Raw genomic sequence first — 19,148 nt, 5'->3', positions numbered from 1 at the left:
AGTAAACGCCAAACCCTCTACCAAATTGCATAACCTTTATGTCCGCCAGCCTGAAAGTCATCAAAAGTGCTGCTTTGCTGCTGGGCATGCAGGTCGTTCAGCGAGGACTGGGTATCATCAGCACGCTGATCCTCGCTCGACTATTGACGCCTGATGATTTCGGGATTATCGCGTTGATCACCATCGTCCTCCAGTTTTTTGAGCTGCTGGCGGAGATCGGGAACCAACAGTACATTGTCCAGAAAGAAACACTCCACGACAGCGATCTTAATACTGCCTGGACAATGGACATTCTGATCAAGTCTTTCGTTGCTCTCGCCGTAATTTGTTCAGCACCGCTCTTGTCTGTTTTTTTCGAAACGCCGGAATTGGCGCTTGCTCTGGCCATAGCCACCCTTGCCCTCCCCCTCCGGGCTCTTCGTACCCCCGGAATGATGAAAGCCGTCAGAGAGATAGATTACCGCCCTCTATTTAGGCTCACCCTCTGGCAAAAGGGACTATCGTTTATTGCTGTGATCACCATCGCCTGGCTATACCAGAGTTATTGGGCCATCGTTCTGGGAAGCCTGCTCTCTGCAGCCGTGTTTGCCATCGGTTCTTATCGGGTTCATCCATACCGACCCAAATGGAGCCTTGAGAATGCGAGGGAACAATGGAATTTTTCTCAGTGGCTTTTGCTGCGGGGCATTGTCGGTTTTACGCGTTCACAAATAGACAACCTGATCGTTTCCAAGCAGTTCAGCACTTCTGCACTAGGCGGTTACAACCTGGTCCGTGAAATCAGCCTGTTGCCAGCCCTCTCCGCAATCATTCCAATGAGCGAGCCGCTTCTGGCGTCGATTGCCCGGGTGAAGGACGATCCTGACTCACTGGCCTACCGGGTTAGATTCAGCCTCGCAATCATGGTGACCGTTCTCACCCCCCTCACAACCTTTCTGATGCTGTACCCCGACCTAATTGTCCTGACTCTTCTCGGCGAAAAATGGCAGGCGTACAGCCACCTATTGCGACCGTTCGCACTCTTTTTCCTGACCTTTTGTCTTTTCGCGCTGATCAGCGATGCCATTATTGCGCTTGGGCGAGTGCGGGCACTGTTTACCTTCGATCTGATTTCGACGGCCATCATTATCATTGTCTTGCTTGTCTTTGCGACAGGCTCTTTGACAAACATGGCCTGGATTCGCGGAGGGCTGGCGATAGCAACCACCATCGCATTATTGGTGCTTCTTAACCACTGGACTGGATTCAGCCAAACGAAGCTCCTATTCCTAATAATACCCGGAGCAGTGGGATCGACCGCAGGTACGGGCCTGATGATGGTTATGCATCTCGGAGAGATTCAAGGATTCTGGGAATTGGCTATTCGTGGGTGTTTATTCATTATCACGTCGGCACTCGCAGCAATTTGCGCAGCGATATTGCTATTAAAGAAAACCGAAGAGTGGCATCAGGTTCGATACATACTTAAAGAGTTCAGGCGCTAGTCAGAGGCAACTCCAGTAGAATTGGCGCTTTCGTAAACAATCACTTTGTGATGTCCCCAACCAATCGAAACAACATCCTGATCGCCGTCGTCATCCAAATCCAAGACCAATGCGCCATCGTGATGTTCGTCACCCTTGTGTATCAATCGCGGCAACCACGATTCTCCATTGTTCCGGTTTTCAAGCCACAGGAGCCTCGCCCGCTCTGGATTCCGGAGGTCATGCTCTCCCACGATCACATCCGGATCGCCATCGTCATCCATATCCGCCACGCCAAGACTCATTGGCCCTGTTATTCGCGCAATCAAGTGCTTTTCCCAGTCGCCCTTCTGAGGCAATTGCTGGTACCAGACCAAATCACCTGTCTCACTTACGGCTTCAAACCCCACGACAATGTCCGGGAGGCCGTCACTGTTCAAATCCGAAACCACATGACGATCGGGCTTCAGGCCCTCGTCGTCTATCCAGACGGTTTCCCAATCACCGCCCTCTCCTCCAAACAATATGACTGTCCCGAGAATGACGTCCGGGTTTAGATCGGCGTCCAGATCTGCGACGGTAAGGGCCTCATCCAATGACAGGGAACTGAACTCACTCCACGCCCATTCCTTATTTCTAGCCTCTTTCGGAACAGTAATCGATTGGATGCCCTCGCCTGCAGCATGCCAGGACAAGAGGACACGTTCCTCCTTGTAACCCATTGCAGGTAATACTGCGCTACCCTGCAGGAGGTCTCCGCTTGCACTCTGAATGTTCTGAAGAATTTCGAACTCGCCAGCGCCAAGGTTCCTGGCCCAGACAAGTCGCTCTCCGTGGTTACCTTCTTTATCCCGGGAATCAGCAACCCAGTTCGCCAGCTTTTCCCAAAAGGGTGCCTGATAACCATAGGCTCGCCACCCAGTGGCAAGGACATCAGGCCTTCCATCCCGATCGAAATCATGAATGAGAGCAGCGTCAGTCGCCCCGGCCCCCAACTCCGAGCGCTGCCATTGCTCACCCAACGCACCAGGGTTTCGATACCAGAACCCACCGCTTACCAAATCTTTCCGACCATCCCCATCCAAATCCTCAGCGAGAACGGCGGTGGCCTGCCCGGGTCGGTCATCGTCAATGACATGCCGCACCCAACCTTGGCGGGAGTTCAGTTGATTTCGCCAGATCCAAACTGGGTAATCCCCCCGGAAATTCTCGATCTGCCAGTTCGTCCCGATCAGATCGACATCAAAATCATTGTCTATATCAACCGCTCTGAGGCTATGCGCTCCCCCTAGAGAAAGGGTTTCCTGTACCCAGCCGTCCGGCTCGTTCAAGTAAACCGAAACCGGGTTCTCACCCTCACCCTGATTCATTTCAGCAGTGAGCACATCCATATCTCCGTCAAGATCGACATCCGCCGCAGCCACAAAGTGGTGGACCGTTTCGACGTCCTCGGCAACTATGTGTTTTACCCAGTATTGGTCAGTTATTTCGCCAGGGTTCTCCAGCCACGCAATTTCATAGAAGGCCCCAGTTGGTTCCGATGGGGAAAGCAAAATGTCCGGCCAACCGTCACCATTGAAATCACCGGTATCGATGTAGACATCATGCCAGTGCCAACCACCTTCACCAGAGCCGGTGTACTGGATCTTTTCCCAAGAATTAAGGGAGTCACCCGGGTTCTGGAGCCACACGTCACTGGCCACAATATCTTTGAACCCGTCCTTGTCGAGATCTGTAATCGAGAGCCCCTCACCATGCGGGACAGAGATGTCCTCATAGGCCCATTGCTCTGGAGTTACCTGCCTGAAAACCCGAATAAAATTTCCATTCTTATAGCCGAACAGAGACTGGTTCCGGACGATCACGTCAAGTGCACCGTCACGGTCCAGGTCGGCCACCTCAACATCATGAAACTTGCCTTCACCAATCAAATAGCGACTCCAGTCACCATTTTTTAGCCACACGATGCCGCTGTCGGAAACCAAAACAATGTCGTTGGCGCCGTCGCCGTCAACATCCGAAACTTCAAGATCTGTCCTCGTCGCCAACGATTCGGTAATTGTGTGGCGCTTCCACGTCGGGTTTTCATACCACACCAGTTCGCCCAAACGATCTGAAAAATCGTTTATGCCGAGTTTGCGCCCGACCCTCTCGAAAAAAGTCAGATTTCTCGGCCGATGCCCTCCGATTACAATGTCCAAAAGGCCATCGCCATCAATATCGCCGAACGTTTTGCCCCAGGGAGCATTTGGACCACTCGGGTCGATGGTTTCGCGTTCGAAAAATGAATTCGCGGGTCCTGAATCTGTGGGATGGGATGAGTCGCACCCGGTTAGTGCGACGAAAACTGCCAGTGTCAGAATGCGTAAAGGCTGCATAATCTGTAGTCCCAGAAACGTCCGTGTGTTAGCAGGAAGCGGAGCCTCGCAGAGCCGGAAAACTTCGGGGCGCTCGCTACACTTCGTTACAATAATGTACTAATATTAACATTAAGTTGAAGTCATTGGTTCGGCGAGGGATAGCACCATGAATCAGCAGTACGACGAAACCAGTCCGGTGGCTATCGGCCTGCCTGTCTATAATGGCGAGCGGTATCTGGAAGACACCCTGCGCTCTGTACTGATCCAGACTTTCGACAACTTTGACCTCTTCATCGCCGACAACGCCTCCACAGACCGTACCGAAGAAATCTGCCGAGATTACGCCGGGCGAGATTCGCGAATCCGGTATATTCGTAATTCGATTAACCTGGGCGCGTCGAAAAACTACACAGTCTGTTTTGAACCGGCCCGATCCAGATATTTTCGATGGCAGAACGCAGATGACCCGATTGAACCCACGTTGATCGAAAAGTGTTTTGAGGTTTTAGAGGCCAATCACGATGTAGTTCTTGCCTACGGCAAGACCCACATAATTGATGAATACGGCGCTTTTACAGAAGCTTACGACGATAAGCTGAATCTCACTTCGGAGTCTGCCTCCCAGCGGTTTAAAGACTGCATTCAAAATCTGGGCCTGCAAAACGTAATTTACGGACTTATGCGGCGAGATGCCCTTGCACGCACGGCGCTACTCGGCAACTACGTGGCAGCAGATATCAATCTGGTTGTCGAGCTGTCTCTTTATGGGAAGTTCAGAGAAGTGCCTGTTCACCTCTTCAATCGCCGCATGCATCCGCAGGCCAGCAGTTGGAAACGTGATGATAGCGAACGCCAGAAGAATTTCTGGGATCCGGCAAAGCGAAAGCTGGTGATGCAGACCTGGCGAAGCATTAAGGAGTACTACAAAGCCGTCTGGAGAGCACCAATACCGCTTGAGGACAAACGGGTGCTGTCTATGTTTCTTCTCAAACGGGCCTATTGGTATAAAGATCCGATGAAGAATGAACTTATGGACGTCATCAAATACGGGCTCATCAAGCGCCCCTGAATCTGCAAGGAGAGATTATGAAGGTATTAGTTACAGGCCACAGAGGTTTTATTGGCACGGTTATGGTGCCGATGCTGCTTGAGGAAGGATTCGATGTCACCGGCCTGGATACCGATCTCTATCGCTACTGCACGTATGGCGACGAGCCCATGGACGTGCCCTCCATCTACAAAGATGTACGCGACGTTTCAGCCGAAGACCTTGAGGGCTTTGACGCTATTGTCCATCTGGCAGCACTTTCAAACGATCCGCTCGGGAATATCAATCCCGATCTGACGTATGACATCAACTATCACGCTTCCGTGAAAATCGCAGAGCTGGCACGTTCTGTTGGCGTGCAACGTTTCCTGTTCGCGTCCTCCTGCAGCATGTACGGAAAAGCGGGACAAGACGTTCTTGATGAAACTGCCCAGTTCAACCCGGTTACTCCCTACGCCAAATCCAAGGTGCTGGTAGAAGAAGACGTTTCCAAGTTGGCCAGTGATACTTTCAGCCCGGTGTTTCTTCGCAATGCAACCGCCTACGGAGTTTCGCCGCGGATCCGGTTCGACCTTGTGATCAACAACCTGGTGGCCTGGGCCCACACAACCGGCAAGATTCTGCTGAAGAGCGATGGCACACCCTGGCGCCCTCTTGTTCATATTGAAGATATCACCCAGGCAGTGATCTGCGCCCTCAAGGCTGAACGCGATGTGATACATAACCTGGCAGTAAACGTCGGTAGTAACGAAGAAAACTACCAGATGCGGGATCTGGCGCAGTTCGTCAAGGAAACCGTACCGAACTGCGAGGTCGAATACGCAGAGGATGCCGGTCCGGACCCGCGCTCTTACCGCGTCAATTTTGACAAGATTCATCAGGTGTTTCCAGAATTCAAAACTAGGTGGACGGCGCGCAAGGGTGTTGAACAGTGCTACGAATCCTATCTTCGATTCGGACTCAGTAAAGACGACTACGAGGGCATTCGTTACAAACGTATTGCTCACATCATGAATTTGATTGAGGAAGGCAAACTCGATCGCAACCTGGTCTGGCAGATCTAGGGGTCGAACAGATGATCTTTACTGAAACGGAAATTTCGGGATCCTACCTGATAGATGTCAAGCGCATTGGCGATGACAGAGGTTTCTTCGGCCGTCTGTGGTGCGAGCGAGAAATGGAAGAGATGGGCCTCGTATCCTCAATTAAGCAATCCAACATCGGTGTAAGCCCTCTGAAAGGCACTCTCAGAGGACTCCATTACCAAACAGCTCCACATCAGGAAGTGAAAATTATTCGTTGTCCGCGCGGCGCCATTTACGATGTCATTGTGGATCTGCGCCCTGACTCACCTACATTCAAAAAGTGGTTTGCAGTTGAACTGACAGCGGAAAACAGCCGGATGCTCTACGTTCCCGAGGGCTGCGCAACAGGTTACCAGACACTCGTAGACGACACCGAGATCTATTACCACACGAGTGAATTCTACCATCCGGAATCTGCAACAGGCGTTCGCCACGATGACCCTACGTTTGGCATCGAGTGGCCGCTGCCCATCGCAGCGATCTCGGACAACGACAAGAACTGGAATAATTTCTGACAATAAAATAAATAGAAAGACAGGGAAGCAAAATGATCATAGTCGACACAGAGATTGCAAAGCGTGTACAGGAAAACCGTCCGATCAGACTGGCTATGGTCGGCGCGGGTTACAGCGCGAAGCATATCGCCGCACAGATTGAGAGTTCATTCCCGGCGATTCAGTTGGCGGTAATTGTCAACCGAACCCCAGAGAACGCCGAAGCAGTTTTTCGCAATGCTGGCGTAGACAACACTCAGTTTGTTTCGACCAGCGCCGAACTGGAACAAGCAATTGAGTCCCGCACTCCCTGTATTGCGGACGACGCCAGAGTCGCGTTTGACGCTGCTACCATCGACGCCGTTCTTGAGACGACTGGCGAAGTGGAGTATGGCGCCTGGGTCGCTCTGGAATCCATCAAGGCAGGCAAGCACACGTTCGTACTGAACTGCGAAATGGACGCAACCGTTGGTCCTCTGATGAAGCACTATGCCAAGCAGAATGGCGTAGTCTATTCAAACTCAGACGGCGACGAACCTGGTGTAGCTTCCAACCTGGCTCGTCACGTTCGCACCATGGGGCTGGAGGTTGTGGGCGCCGGCAATCTCAAAGGCTTCTACGATGTTCACAGAACGCCTGAAACCCAAAAGGCGTTTGCAGAGGCCAACTACCAGAAACCACACATGATGACCTCTTTCGTGGACGGCACCAAACTGTCCATGGAGCTTACGGTCACCGCGAACGCACTTGGCTTTGGTGTGGGCAAGCGTGGCATGTACGGGCCCGCGTGTGACGATGTACGAACCTGCCTTAGCCATTTCCCCGACGATGCCTTCTCTCCCGGCCAAGGTATCGTGGACTTCCTTCTTGGCGCCTCTCCATACACCGGCGCATTTATTGTTGGTTACACCGACAACCCGATGAAGCAGGAATACCTGAAGTACCTGAAGATGGGCGACGGTCCTTTTTACGTGTTCTACACCCCCTTCCACCTTCCGCAGCTGGAAATACCCATCACGGTTTGTCGTGGCGTCCTTTGTAATGACGCTGCCGTTACCCCTCTTGGAAAGCCCTATTGCGAAGCAGTCGCAATCGCGAAAAAGGATCTCAACGAGGGCGACATCCTTGATGGCATAGGAGGCTTTACCAATTACGCCCTGATCGACAATTTCGGGACCAGCCTGCGGGACAACCTGTTGCCAATGGGCGTTGCCCAGAACTGCAAAGTAAAGCGCCACGTGCCTATGGACCAGGCACTTACCTATGATGATGTTGAGTTGCCCGACGGGCGCCTGATTGACCAACTCAGAGAAGAAATGATTGCTACACTTTGCTCATAGCGGCAGTTGAAGGGAGTCAGTGTTATGAAGGTTGTACTCTTTTGTGGCGGACTAGGAATGCGCCTGCGTGAATTCTCAGAAAACATTCCCAAGCCGATGGTGCCCATTGGCCACCGGCCGATTGTCTGGAATTTGATGAAGTTCTACTCCCATTACGGCCACAAGGATTTCGTTATCTGCCTTGGCCACAACGCCCATGTAATCAAACAGTATTTCCTGAAATATGACGAGTGCCTTACTAACGATTTCGTGCTTGAAGCCGGCAAACCGCACCTGACCAAAACCGACATCCACGATTGGAAGATTACCTTCGCCGATACCGGGCTCAAATCAAACATCGGGATGCGCCTGAAGGCAGTTGAGAAGTATCTGGATGATCTCGGCCCCGACGACATGTTCATGGCCAACTATGCGGATGGCCTTTCGGATGTTCCACTAGATGACATGCTGGAGTTTTTCAAGAAAAGCGGGAAAACTGCCTGTTTCCTTTGTGTGCAGCCACAACAGTCATTCCATTACGTGCGGCTTAACGACGACGGTACCGTACACAGCATCCAGGACACGACCAATACTGGCCTGACGGTGAACGGCGGCTTTTTCATTTTCAAGAAACGAATTTATGAGTACATACAGGACGGTGAGGAACTCGTTCACGAGCCGTTCGAGCGACTGATAGCAGAAAATGAGCTGGTGGCTTACCGATACGACGGTTTCTGGAAATGCATGGACACGTTTAAGGACAAGCAGGCCTTTGATGAGCTTAATGCCAGCGGGGAATGCCCCTGGCAGGTCTGGCGAGAGAAGGTGTAGCCGCTATGTTAAACAGTGTGCTTGGTGAAGCACAGAGCCCCCTACACATCTTGTGCTTGGGCGCCCACTGCGATGATATTGAGATCGGCTGCGGTGGTACCCTGCTTCAAATTCTCACAGAGCGAATCGATGTACACCTTACCTGGGTGGTGTTTGCTTCGAACCCTGCACGCCGGCAAGAGGCCGAAACGGGCGCACGGCTGTTTAGCGAAGGCGCGGACTCTTTGGAGCTGAGGATTCATGATTTTCGGGACGGTTTTCTTCCAACGGAGCCCGAGCGTTTAAAGGAGACCTTCGAACACCTGAAACATGACATCCCCCAACCTGACATAATTTTCACTCACTATCGTCATGACCTTCACCAGGATCATCGCACTGTTTCAGATCTGACCTGGAACACGTTCAGAAACCAATTGATTCTGGAATATGAAATTCCGAAGTGGGACGGAGACATGGGGCAGCCGAACGCTTTTTTCCCCATTTCCAGGGCTACTGGCGAGGCCAAAATCCGATTCTTACACGAAGCCTACACTTCACAGGCGGCAAAAGCATGGTTCAGCCAAGACCTGTTCTGGAGCCTGATGAGAATCCGGGGTATGGAATCCAACGCTGCTGACACCATCGCAGAAGCATTTTACTCTCGCAAAATGGTCCTGTCGGTCTGATGTCAGCGCGCTCTCCTTCACCCAGAATCGCTGTCTTTGGTCATTATGGAAACCAGAACCTTGGTGATGAGGCCATAATCGAAGCGGTATTGAAAAATCTTCGTCACCACCTACCCAATGCGGAACTCTCCTGTTTTTCCATCAATCCTTCGGACAGCGCCAGCAGACACGGTGTCGATTCATTCCCGATCCGGTATCGTGCCGATTATTTCAATCCGCCCCGGACCCAAGCGCCCGCACAGGAAGACACCCCTGCACCAGCGGCTGTAAACGAAGTAGCCACTCCATTAGCAAAATCTTGGAAGACCAGGCTCAAGTCTTTCCCACTTTTGGGCAGCCTACTTCGCACAGGCCAGAACGTAGTCGAGTTCCGCCATACGTTAAAGCAGGAAGTTGTGTTTCTTCGAGCCGCCAGAATGAGACTGGAAACCGTTGACCTGCTTCTGATCTCAGGCTCAAACCAGTTCCTGGACAATTTTGGCGGGCCATGGGGGTTCCCATACACTTTGCTTAAGTGGACGTGGCTCGCAAAGCGTTCAGGCACAAAGGTGGCCTTTTTGAGCATAGGTGCCGGCCCGCTCACCCACCCTCTCAGTTACTGGATGCTTGGCAGGGCGTTGAAGCGGGCCGATTACCTCTCATTGAGGGACGAAGGCTCGCAAACACTGGTTCGTGAAAAGGTAGGTATAGAGGGGCCAGTCTTTCCAGACCTGGCCCACAGTCTTTACGACGGCGGGTCCATTCCAAGTCGACCACAGCGAAGCGATAGGCTGCGGGTCGCTGTGAACCCAATGCCTGTCTTTGACAGGCGCTACTGGCACCATCCGGACGACACCCTATATCACGACTACGTCCAGAAACTGGCAAGACTCTGTGAATACGTTGTTCAAGAGGGAGCTCATCTCACGTTATTCAGCACACAATTGAAGGATGAAGACGTTATCGACGATTTGATCGAAGCCATGAAGGTTACCGCTCGGCCCTCGATTGCCTGCAGCAGAACGGTGGCCGAACTGATGGAGACACTCAGCCAATCAGATTGCGTAGTTGCCACCCGGTTTCACGCCACCGTATTACCACTACAACTTGGCATTCCTGTACTGGGTATTTGCTATTACCGGAAAGCTGCAGAGCTACTTGTGGATGTTGGGCTAGGCGATTACTTCGTCAACATTGATGATTTCGATGATAAGACCTTATTTCAAAAGTATAAGGCCCTGACCGAGCGAATTTCTACTGGCTCTCTCAAGCTTTCTGAAGAGCACTCACGATACATCCAGGCGCTTGACGAACAGTATCGAATTATTGCCGCCCTGGCGATCAAAGGAGATCAGCAGTAAGCATGTCGCGGCCTAGCGTTGTACTCCGAGAAGAACAAGGTTTTTCGAGGACCTCTGAACCGATTCAACTTGGAATTCCACTTGCGCAAGGGTATCTCCAGGACGAGCAACCTCATTGTCTGAAATATTCTGACGGTGAATTGGTCACACCTTTTCAGACCCGTCCTCTCAGCTATTGGCCAGATAACAGCGTACGTTGGCTTCAAGTGGCCTTCCCGGCCGGCCTTGCCCCGAACCAAACCCGAGTCGTCGAGCTTTTCAATGAAAAGCCCTGTTTCAAATACCCAGATTCGCGGGTCGTTCCGCCTGTTCAGGCGGGTGAAAGTGACCTTAGCATCAGGATTATGCTGCCAAACGGCGATTGTCGGGATCTGGAGTTCGAGCTGAAGGATCCTTTGAATACCTCTTGTCCGGTACGATTCGAGAAAAAATGGGTTGTTGTCGAAGACGGCGCCTATTTCTCACGCCGCCGTTCAGAAGGCGTTTTCCTTACCTCAGCGGGTACCGATCTCGTCCGGTTTTTTATTGATATCCAACTCTTTAAAGTGGGCGAACTGATTCGTGTCGACGCCGGTCTTCACAATCCCCGTAGGGCTGTTCACAAAGGCGGCTTGTGGGATCTTGGCGACCCGGGTTCCGTTTATTTCAAATCATTCTCGCTAAATATTCGACAAATGGACAGCCGCTCCCAGTGGATCAGGCCCCAGCATGGTGTCGAGCCAATTTTCAGCGAGAATGAAGCGCTTTTCCTCCACCAGGAGTCCAGCGGTGGCGAAAATTGGAACAGCAACAACCATCTCAATCGGGATGGCGTTGTGACGACGAAGTACCGCGGATTCAGGCTTTTCCGGAACTCCGAAGTGATAGACCATGGATATCGTGCATCTCCGGTCGCTGGGGTAACGGGAGGTGGCTCTGGCACCTGTGTGCTGTTGTCCAACTTTTGGCAAAACTTCCCGTCTTCCATCAAGGCCGAGAAAGGTTGTGTAAATATCGGCTTCTATCCTGAGACCGATCTGGATAACGAGCTTCAGGGGGGCGAACAAAAGTGTCAAACAGCCTGGATCCAATTGACACGCGATGGAGAAACCCTGAGGAACCTCCAGTCACCCGTGACGCCCGTTGTTCCAGCCGAACACTATGCCAAAACCAAAGCATTCTCGTGCTTTTCTCCTCCGGAGGAGCCCGATGAGGTGGATGCGCTAATAGCACTGGGGCTGTCACCGGACGAGGGCTTCCTGAAAAAACGGGAGATCATTGACGAATACGGATGGCGGAACTTCGGCGACCTCTATGCTGATCATGAATGCATGTACCTGCCATCCGATCACCCCAGGTTTATTACCCATTACAACAATCAGTACGACGCCATCTACGGCTTCGCACGCCAGTTTGCCTTGACGGGGGATCGTCGTTGGTTCGAGCTAATGGATGATCTCGCAAAACACGTGGCAGACATCGACATTTATCACACTGACGATGACCGCACTGAATACAACCATGGTATGTTCTGGCACACAGATCACTACCTTGATGCCCACACCGCCACGCACCGCACCTATTCAAGATTTAATTCAACCAGCTCGATACCAGGCCAAACCGGTGGGGGACCCGCGGCGGAGCATTGTTACAGCACGGGATTGCTCTATCATTTCTGGATGACCGGGTCTGAGTCATCGCGTTCAGCCGTTATCGAACTTGCGACCTGGATGAGAAATGCTCATGAGGGATCAAAAGGTCTTCTAGCGCAGGTGCTCGCTGTCAAGAAAACGGATCTCCCACGCTTAAAGAAGGTTTTGGGCGGTAATACGAACGGGGTTTATCGATATCCGTTCACACGCGGCACGGGAAACTACATAAACACATTGCTCGATGCCAGTTTGCTGGAACCAGAAAAGGGCTGGCTTGATCTTGCCGAAAGCGTGATTCGCAGCACTATTGGCCCAATAGATAACATTGAACAGCGTGGCCTATTGAACGCTGAAACGGGTTGGCACTATCTTGTGTTGCTTTCGGCCATGACTCGTTACCTCTGGATGAAACTGGACAACAACGCGATAGACGAATCTTATCAATACACGCTGGCGAGTCTCAGGCACTACTGGCGCTGGATGGTTAAAAATGAACGTCCGTTTATGGATGCTTCGGAAAACCTTGAATTTCCGAACGACACCTGGGTCGCACAGGATTTCAGGAAAGCAGTTTTGATGAAGCAGGCGGCGCTGTTCGATACCGCGCACCGGGAAAAATACGAAGAAAAGGCATCTGAATGGTCTCACTATGTGACTCAGAAGCTCCAGGCCAGCGAAGAACGCTCTTTCACCAGAATCCTGATTATACTGCTTCAAAATTACGGCCCGCATAATTTCCAAACATCAATACCAGAGAAAGGACACCTTCTGTCGCCCAAAAATACCCACCGGATGGCGTTAACAAAAGCCAGATCTACCCTGAGAGTCCTCGTCCAGATCGGCTGCCGAATTGGACGCGGGTTGATGCAATTTCGTCCCTCCAGAGAAAGATCCTGGTTAAAGATACGTTTGGAGCGCTGACATGAAATCGCAGGTGAAGACTCTTGCACGAATCATATTTACACTGGCTGTCTTACCTTTATGGCTGGCTTACCGCGGGTTTTCAATCATAGGCAACCAGGATTCCGTGTTTCAGTCCGTTTCCCAGTTATTGAGCCTGGTTCCCGGAAAACCCGGAATCTATTTGAGAGCCAGCTTTTACAGCCTCGCCTGCCCCGACACATCCAGCGAGATTTCCATTGGTTTTCTGACGGTTTTGTCCCACTGGGACACAACCATCGAACGAGGGGTCTATGTGGGCCCTCAATGCAACATTGGCAAGTGTTCCATTGGGGAGAATACCCTGCTGGGCAGTGGCGTGCATGTGCTCAGCGGCAGCAAGCAACACGAATTTAACGATCCACAACGCCTCATTCAGGAACAGGGTGGGACCTTTACGAAAATCAGGATTGGCCGGGATTGTTGGCTCGGAAACACATCCGTTGTGATGAGTGATATCGGCGACCACAGTATTGTGGCGGCCGGCGCTGTTGTAACCAGGGAAACACCGCCCGGATGTATCGTCGCGGGCAATCCGGCAAAAAAGGTACGTTCACGCTTCAGTGAACAGCCATCCGGTACACAAGGGGAGAATGCAAACTGATATGGGTGGTCGAATCGAAAGCCTCTATTATTCAAGCCCCGTGTGGTTGCAAAACATGCTTGTCAGCGCACTGGGCTATCGCCTCTACCTGAAACGATACACTGGCCGCTATCATCAGACCCGCTCCCTTCTCTTCGAGGCGCGTCACTGGACTGAGAGCCAACGGCTCGCCTACCAAAATGAAAGACTCTATGAGATGGTTCGTTTCTGTAAACAGAACGTGCCCTACTACCAACAGCTATTTGCCGAACACGGACTGCGTGACCAGGACATCACCCACGTTGACGATCTCCACAAAATCCCGGTTCTGGACAAAGATACCCTGCGCAAGGACCAGGGGAATTTCAGAGCAGCTGGCTCAACGCCCTATATTCTCCAGAACACCAGTGGAAGTACCGGTACCCCGCTAACCCTGGCAGTTGACGAAACGACGTATAAAATGGCCATGGCATTGGTGGTGGATCATGAAGAGTTCCACGGAGTTCCGTTCGGCGCCCGCAGAGCCACGTTTGCCGGCAGAATGGTCCAGAGAGCAAATGATCTTTCCCCACCGTTCTGGCGCTTCAATCGCGCCGAAAACCAACGGCTTTACTCCAGTTACCATCTGAACAAGGACACCTTCCCGTTCTATCGAAAGGATCTCGATTCATTTGCTCCGCTCGAGTTAATCGGGTATCCGTCCGCTATTTCGGACATTGCCGGATACTACGAGTTGACTGAAACCAGGCCAGAGTTCAGACCCCAAGCCATTATTACAAACTCCGAAACGCTTCTTTCCTGGCAGCGAGAGAGAATTGAGAACGTCTTCCAGTGCCCGGTACGAGATTATTATGGAACCGCAGAGTACGTTGTTTTTGCGGGACAGGACGAGAAAGGCCTTTATGAGATTAACCCGACGCTGGGAATCACAGAAGTGCTAACCGGCGAGAGCAATAGGCTGCAGGGCGATATTATTGCAACCTCTCTTACCAATTATTGCATGCCACTCCTACGCTACCGAGTAGGTGATTCTGCGACACTGATCAGTGAGAGTGAAGGAAACGTTCAGACCGTGTTCGCAGGGATAAACGGTCGGCTAGATGACTATATTGAGACGCCGGATGGTCGAAGAATTGGTCGAATTGACCATATTTTTAAGGGGTTACGTGGCATTAAGGAGGCTCAGGTTATTCAGGAGACCGACGAACATTGCCGAATACTTATTGTAAAAGATTCCGACGAATCATCACTAAACGAGCACACCCTACGGGAGAACTTTCACGCTCGGACAGGTCCGGAAATGAAGCTCCTTATTGAATACACATGTCAAATCCCAAGGGCTGCAAACGGGAAATTCAAGAGTGTTGTACGGGCAGCTAAGGCATAGTCGAACATGATCATTTTTACCATAGTTATCCCCTGCTTTAACGAGGCCGAGCATATCGGCAAATGCCTTTCATCGCTAAACAATCAGAATTTTCCGAGAGACCAGTTTGAAATTCTTGTTGTCGACAATGGGTCCGAGGATGCATCTGTAGAAATAAGCCAGGCTTTGGCCGATCGGACCATTGAGTATCCCGATGGTAAAGTCGGAGCGGTCAGGAATAGGGGCGCATCAGAAGCAAAAGGCGAGAACCTCGTTTTCATAGATGCTGACTGCACATTGGACGATGACTGGCTGAATCGTGCTCTAGAGCTTATTAGCCGCAATGAGAAAACGGCTTTCGGAGGTGGCTGCTTGCTTCCTCCCAACGCAAGCTGGATTGAAAGATGCTGGCTTCTGGAGGGGCGCGAAGGAAATACTCTACCCAGAGAACTCATCGGTTGCTCAATCGTCCTGCAACGCGAACTATTTGAAAAAATGGATGGCTTCAATGAGGGCATGTCATCCGGAGAAGACAGTGAGTTATCTCGCCGGCTGAAAATCGCAGGAAACTCGGTTAGCCTGAAAAGAGCTCTAAACGTTGTTCATTGGGGAAACGCCAAGACGCAAAACGCCTTTCTAAAGCGCCAAATCTGGCATGCAAAGTCCTATGCGTCAAACCTCAGAAACAATATGTGTGATCCGATATTCCTTCTTGCCGGATTGTTCACTGCACTGGCTACTTTAGGCGGTCTCTCCTTGTTTCTAGCACCAAAAGCGTCGATGCTGGCCTTGATGTTTGCACTAAGTCTCCCAGCGATACTTACAGCAAAACGCTTTAAAAGAGTGTCGCGGATACCGTGCTCACTTTCAGAAGCCGCAAACTCATACTATTTAGACTTACTCTATTTAGCAGGCCGATCCATCGGCCTTTCCGCTGTTCTCCTCAGTCAACTGCGACCATTAATTTATCTCAATTGATGTTGGGGGTGCAGGTGGAGATGCAATCGGCTCTCCCATTAAATCACTGGGAATGTCACTTCTTATTACGAAATCATCTATCGAGTACCACTCTTCTCGACGCTCTGAGTTGTCATAGGTTTGGAAAAAGTCATTGCCACCGATCGCCACAAGGTTCCACTTGGCATTCACGTCTTCAGAGGTCGAGCCACGAATCCAAGGAATGCTTGTGACGTTAAAAACCTGTTCTCCATTGATCCATTGCCGCATTATTCCGTCTTTCGCGCCCGGCGACGAATTCATCTTCACGTAGAAAGCCAATTTAGTCCACGAGCCTCCTCGACCATAGACCTGATCGTGGGAGATATTGACGTACGGATCCCTTGAAAGAAGGCCACCATTTACTCGATCTTCCAATTCAGGGTCAGAGCCATTCGGCCCCATACCCGATAGATCGGCAGTGAAGTTCATATTTAGGTCACCAATTCCCACCAACTGCCGCGGCAATCCTGAGATGTCCCCAGTTGAGAAGCCGTAGTTATCTCCATGCGGGCCGCCTCTGAAGGCCAGGGCATTTCGCACCCCATAGCTATTGATTGTGTGATCCCATAAAAATATTGGACCAAGTTCTCCGCCGCCGAATGCTTGATACTCGCTTCCGTCACCGCTCCAGCTAGAAACACGAAAGAGTTTTGACGCTGCTGCCGGCGTTCCGCTAACGTATTCGCGTGTCCAGTTGTCACCAAAGCGGATCCAAAACTCAACGTAGAGTGAGTCGTGCCCCTCGGGAAGATACTGCACTAGCATCGACTCTGAACCCCAGTAGTTCCAACCGGCATCGTAAGAATCTCTCCAACTAACGAAGGACTTCCCGTTTCCACCGCGCGCTTTACTCGAGTTCTTCGCCAATATCTCAATCGTTTCATGGCGATCAGGATGGCCGGTAGAAGGAGCCCAGACCGGATCCTGCCTCACAGAGAACCATCCTGCCGGAATTTTGTGCGTGGAGGCGCGCTGTTCACGATCCGGCTTTCCGGCAGGATTTGCTGAGGTCGCGTTGACCTCTAGACCACTGTGCCAATCTGGCTGACCGTCGAAGCTGTCTTGAAATAGAATTTCGCCATTGGCTATTCCACTTGAGGCAACCAGAGCAATCAAACAGAGCTTTCTTGAGAAATTAGGTAACGGGAGCATAGGTAATCCTTTCGCTATCCAAGTTGTACTGGCTTTTCAAAAGGTACTCGAAGCCGTGTCCCCAGTATGTGAACAGGCTTCATTTCCATGGCAACTGACTGTGTTGATTGGCGACCTTATGTAACGTTGTATTTCAGTCTAGCACCTACCGAGCAAGCAGCCATTGGTGGGGATAGACCTAATTTTTCCCAAAAGCGGCGCCATATCCTCTACAGTTATTAACTCCAATCTGATAGATTTGCGAGCTAGACAATTTTGGGTGTGTTCAAATCATCAGAAAACAACATTCCTATGTTTGAAACCACCACACCAATCGCACTTCGTTATTTTTACACTTTATCGGCTACTGGAACATGACCATCTTGCAACTGAATGGTCCTGCCATCCAGAGTCGTAACGAAGGCAATTGAAAATTTATACGATGAGGCTTTCTGGCAAAGGAATATGTCGAGCACTAAAGCAGATCTCAAAGGTAAACACATTCTGTTTATCGCCTATTTCTACCCCCCTACCAGTAGCACAGGTGTTCCTGGATGCATGCGAACGGTAAAATTCGTGCGCAACCTGACCAATGGTCGCTGTCACGTGCTCACAACCTCTCCTCAAACAAAATCATCTCATGATGCGCTTGCACATCTTCACTTACCGATTAATAGAGAACAAATACACAGGGTAAAAAGCTTAGACATCTTTAAATTTCTGTTGTGGGTCAGAAAGCGGATTCGGCTACTAAGATCTTCTTCAAAAAACCCTGAATCGTTAGAGAAGACTGTCCAGTCAGTTCTAAAAACTTCCAATACTGACGGCGAAGTAGCCAGTCGAAGCAAGGTGCAAAAATTTAAAGACTTTATTTATGACGCCTGCTACTTCCCGGACCAAGCCGGGCCATGGATAATTCCAGCGGTAATAAGAGGCATCGGGGTTGTCAAGGAACACAAGGTTGATGCTATCTTTGCGACGGGTTCGCCTTGGTCCGGATTGGTCGCCGGCTATCTCATCAGTAGATTGAGCTCCCGTCCGCTAATCGTGGATTTTCGTGACCCGTGGATGAATAATCCTTTCCACCAATCGAAAGGGCGATTGTTGGATAATTGGAGCGCAAGGCTCGAACGGCGTGTTGTGAAGCATGCATCGGCCGTATCTCTCAATACAGACCCCCTGCACGCTGAATTCATTCATCGGTATCCAGATGAACCTGCGAGCAAATTCTTTGTTATGCCCAATGGATTCGATTCGAGTGAATTTCAGGATATCGTGGCAGAACCGAGAGTGACCGATCAACAAGCTCTTTTGCTTTGTCACGCAGGTTTTCTCTATGGCGTTCGCGACCCTGCGGTGTTGCTCGAAGCCATCAGAGCGGCAAATCGACAGTTAGGAGACTCGGGCAGAAAGATCGTTTTCCGACAGATAGGCGATGTAAATCTCGGTTACGACTTAAAAGAGCGTTTCTCCGACCTGCTTCAAGATGGCAGCTTGATTTTGGATCACGCCCGACCTTATAAGGAATGTCTCTCAGCACTTGCGTCAGCTGATCTTGTCGTCAATGTCCAACCAGGAACCCGCACCCAGATTCCGTCCAAACTCTATGATTACCTGGCTATCAACAAGCCAATTATCAACATTACTTCTCCAGACGGAGCTTTGGGCACCCTTGTTATGAATAAAAAGCTTGGGGATTTGGTTAGCTTTGAGGAAGAATCACAATTGACTGAACTCCTGAAAGCTTATGCCCTGGACGAAAATCTCAGTTCGTTTTCTGGCTATGAAAATCGAAACGAGTTCGAAATATCACATATTACCCAGACCTTGGCCCAACGCTTCGACGAATGTGTGAACAGTCCCTGAAAAACTTGGGCGTACCAATCAGGCACGC

At 51.0% G+C, this 19,148-nt stretch carries 15 protein-coding genes; 13 read left to right on the top strand and 2 right to left on the bottom strand.

Translation table 11 applies throughout. The annotated features are described in order from the left end of the window. Positions 1-38: 38 nt before the first annotated feature. The gene (locus tag J3362_RS05615) at positions 39-1,484 is read left to right on the top strand and encodes a lipopolysaccharide biosynthesis protein (RefSeq protein WP_349518516.1); all 1,446 of its coding nucleotides are present in this window, start codon (positions 39-41) and stop codon (positions 1,482-1,484) included. Here the strand turns inward: J3362_RS05615 and J3362_RS05610 are convergent. Further along, positions 1,481-3,841: an FG-GAP repeat domain-containing protein gene (locus tag J3362_RS05610; protein WP_349518515.1), complete on the bottom strand. Its 2,361-nt coding sequence runs from the start codon at positions 3,839-3,841 to the stop codon at positions 1,481-1,483. The two genes, J3362_RS05615 and J3362_RS05610, sit on opposite strands and share 4 nt — an antisense overlap. Before the next feature lie 148 nt (positions 3,842-3,989). Between J3362_RS05610 and J3362_RS05605 the strand changes: the two genes are divergently transcribed. The 11 genes from J3362_RS05605 to J3362_RS05555 all read left to right on the top strand — a co-directional run bounded on the left by J3362_RS05605 (position 3,990) and on the right by J3362_RS05555 (position 16,102). Beyond that, a complete protein-coding gene (locus J3362_RS05605; RefSeq protein ID WP_349518514.1) occupies positions 3,990-4,892 on the top strand; it encodes a glycosyltransferase family 2 protein in 903 nt (300 codons plus the stop codon). A 17-nt stretch (positions 4,893-4,909) separates the two neighbouring features. Continuing rightward, positions 4,910-5,935, top strand: a complete 1,026-nt coding sequence (locus J3362_RS05600) for an NAD-dependent epimerase/dehydratase family protein (protein WP_349518512.1) — start codon at positions 4,910-4,912, stop codon at positions 5,933-5,935. Between the two features lie 11 nt (positions 5,936-5,946). Continuing rightward, positions 5,947-6,471, top strand: coding sequence for a dTDP-4-dehydrorhamnose 3,5-epimerase (rfbC, locus tag J3362_RS05595; RefSeq protein ID WP_349518510.1), 525 nt, complete (start codon positions 5,947-5,949; stop codon positions 6,469-6,471). A gap of 32 nt (positions 6,472-6,503) precedes the next feature. Continuing rightward, complete coding sequence (locus tag J3362_RS05590) at positions 6,504-7,790, top strand: NAD(P)H-dependent oxidoreductase (protein WP_349518508.1); 1,287 nt, start codon at positions 6,504-6,506, stop codon at positions 7,788-7,790. Positions 7,791-7,814: 24 nt separating this feature from the next. Beyond that, on the top strand, positions 7,815-8,600 hold the full coding sequence (locus J3362_RS05585; protein WP_041645248.1) for a sugar phosphate nucleotidyltransferase: 786 nt from the start codon (positions 7,815-7,817) through the stop codon (positions 8,598-8,600). Positions 8,601-8,605: 5 nt separating this feature from the next. Further along, positions 8,606-9,265: a PIG-L deacetylase family protein gene (locus tag J3362_RS05580; protein WP_349518505.1), complete on the top strand. Its 660-nt coding sequence runs from the start codon at positions 8,606-8,608 to the stop codon at positions 9,263-9,265. Continuing rightward, a complete protein-coding gene (locus J3362_RS05575) occupies positions 9,265-10,605 on the top strand; it encodes a polysaccharide pyruvyl transferase family protein (RefSeq protein ID WP_349518504.1) in 1,341 nt (446 codons plus the stop codon). Before J3362_RS05580 ends, J3362_RS05575 begins: the two co-directional genes overlap by 1 nt. Before the next feature lie 2 nt (positions 10,606-10,607). Continuing rightward, positions 10,608-13,157 carry an RIFT barrel domain-containing protein gene (locus J3362_RS05570; RefSeq protein ID WP_349518502.1) on the top strand — a complete coding sequence of 850 codons (2,550 nt, stop codon included), beginning with the start codon at positions 10,608-10,610 and terminating at the stop codon, positions 13,155-13,157. Positions 13,158-13,263: 106 nt separating this feature from the next. Then, positions 13,264-13,779, top strand: a complete 516-nt coding sequence (locus J3362_RS05565; protein WP_349518500.1) for an acyltransferase — start codon at positions 13,264-13,266, stop codon at positions 13,777-13,779. A gap of 1 nt (position 13,780) precedes the next feature. After that, a complete protein-coding gene (locus tag J3362_RS05560) occupies positions 13,781-15,145 on the top strand; it encodes a phenylacetate--CoA ligase family protein (RefSeq protein ID WP_349518499.1) in 1,365 nt (454 codons plus the stop codon). A 6-nt stretch (positions 15,146-15,151) separates the two neighbouring features. Further along, on the top strand, positions 15,152-16,102 hold the full coding sequence (locus J3362_RS05555; protein ID WP_349518498.1) for a glycosyltransferase family 2 protein: 951 nt from the start codon (positions 15,152-15,154) through the stop codon (positions 16,100-16,102). Here J3362_RS05555 and J3362_RS05550 read toward each other — a convergent pair. Beyond that, positions 16,085-17,239, bottom strand: coding sequence for a hypothetical protein (locus J3362_RS05550; RefSeq protein ID WP_349518497.1), 1,155 nt, complete (start codon positions 17,237-17,239; stop codon positions 16,085-16,087). The genes J3362_RS05555 and J3362_RS05550 overlap by 18 nt on opposite strands. A 573-nt stretch (positions 17,240-17,812) precedes the next feature. Here J3362_RS05550 and J3362_RS05545 point away from each other — a divergent pair. Beyond that, complete coding sequence (locus J3362_RS05545; protein WP_349518496.1) at positions 17,813-19,120, top strand: glycosyltransferase; 1,308 nt, start codon at positions 17,813-17,815, stop codon at positions 19,118-19,120. Positions 19,121-19,148: the final 28 nt, after the last annotated feature.

It is taken from the genome of Marinobacter sp. NFXS11 (assembly GCF_040148675.1).
GTDB lineage: Bacteria > Pseudomonadota > Gammaproteobacteria > Pseudomonadales > Oleiphilaceae > Marinobacter.
This window is presented reverse-complemented; position numbering and strand designations above follow the sequence as displayed.

What these genes read in the sequence shown, in the direction of transcription:
- J3362_RS05615 (WP_349518516.1), top strand. Translation starts at nt 39, where the DNA reads ATGTCCGCCAGCCTGAAAGTCATCAAAAGTGCTGCTTTGCTGCTGGGC.
- J3362_RS05610 (WP_349518515.1), bottom strand. Translation starts at nt 3,841, where the DNA reads ATGCAGCCTTTACGCATTCTGACACTGGCAGTTTTCGTCGCACTAACC.
- J3362_RS05605 (WP_349518514.1), top strand. Translation starts at nt 3,990, where the DNA reads ATGAATCAGCAGTACGACGAAACCAGTCCGGTGGCTATCGGCCTGCCT.
- J3362_RS05600 (WP_349518512.1), top strand. Translation starts at nt 4,910, where the DNA reads ATGAAGGTATTAGTTACAGGCCACAGAGGTTTTATTGGCACGGTTATG.
- rfbC (WP_349518510.1), top strand. Translation starts at nt 5,947, where the DNA reads ATGATCTTTACTGAAACGGAAATTTCGGGATCCTACCTGATAGATGTC.
- J3362_RS05590 (WP_349518508.1), top strand. Translation starts at nt 6,504, where the DNA reads ATGATCATAGTCGACACAGAGATTGCAAAGCGTGTACAGGAAAACCGT.
- J3362_RS05585 (WP_041645248.1), top strand. Translation starts at nt 7,815, where the DNA reads ATGAAGGTTGTACTCTTTTGTGGCGGACTAGGAATGCGCCTGCGTGAA.
- J3362_RS05580 (WP_349518505.1), top strand. Translation starts at nt 8,606, where the DNA reads ATGTTAAACAGTGTGCTTGGTGAAGCACAGAGCCCCCTACACATCTTG.
- J3362_RS05575 (WP_349518504.1), top strand. Translation starts at nt 9,265, where the DNA reads ATGTCAGCGCGCTCTCCTTCACCCAGAATCGCTGTCTTTGGTCATTAT.
- J3362_RS05570 (WP_349518502.1), top strand. Translation starts at nt 10,608, where the DNA reads ATGTCGCGGCCTAGCGTTGTACTCCGAGAAGAACAAGGTTTTTCGAGG.
- J3362_RS05560 (WP_349518499.1), top strand. Translation starts at nt 13,781, where the DNA reads ATGGGTGGTCGAATCGAAAGCCTCTATTATTCAAGCCCCGTGTGGTTG.
- J3362_RS05555 (WP_349518498.1), top strand. Translation starts at nt 15,152, where the DNA reads ATGATCATTTTTACCATAGTTATCCCCTGCTTTAACGAGGCCGAGCAT.
- J3362_RS05545 (WP_349518496.1), top strand. Translation starts at nt 17,813, where the DNA reads ATGCGAACGGTAAAATTCGTGCGCAACCTGACCAATGGTCGCTGTCAC.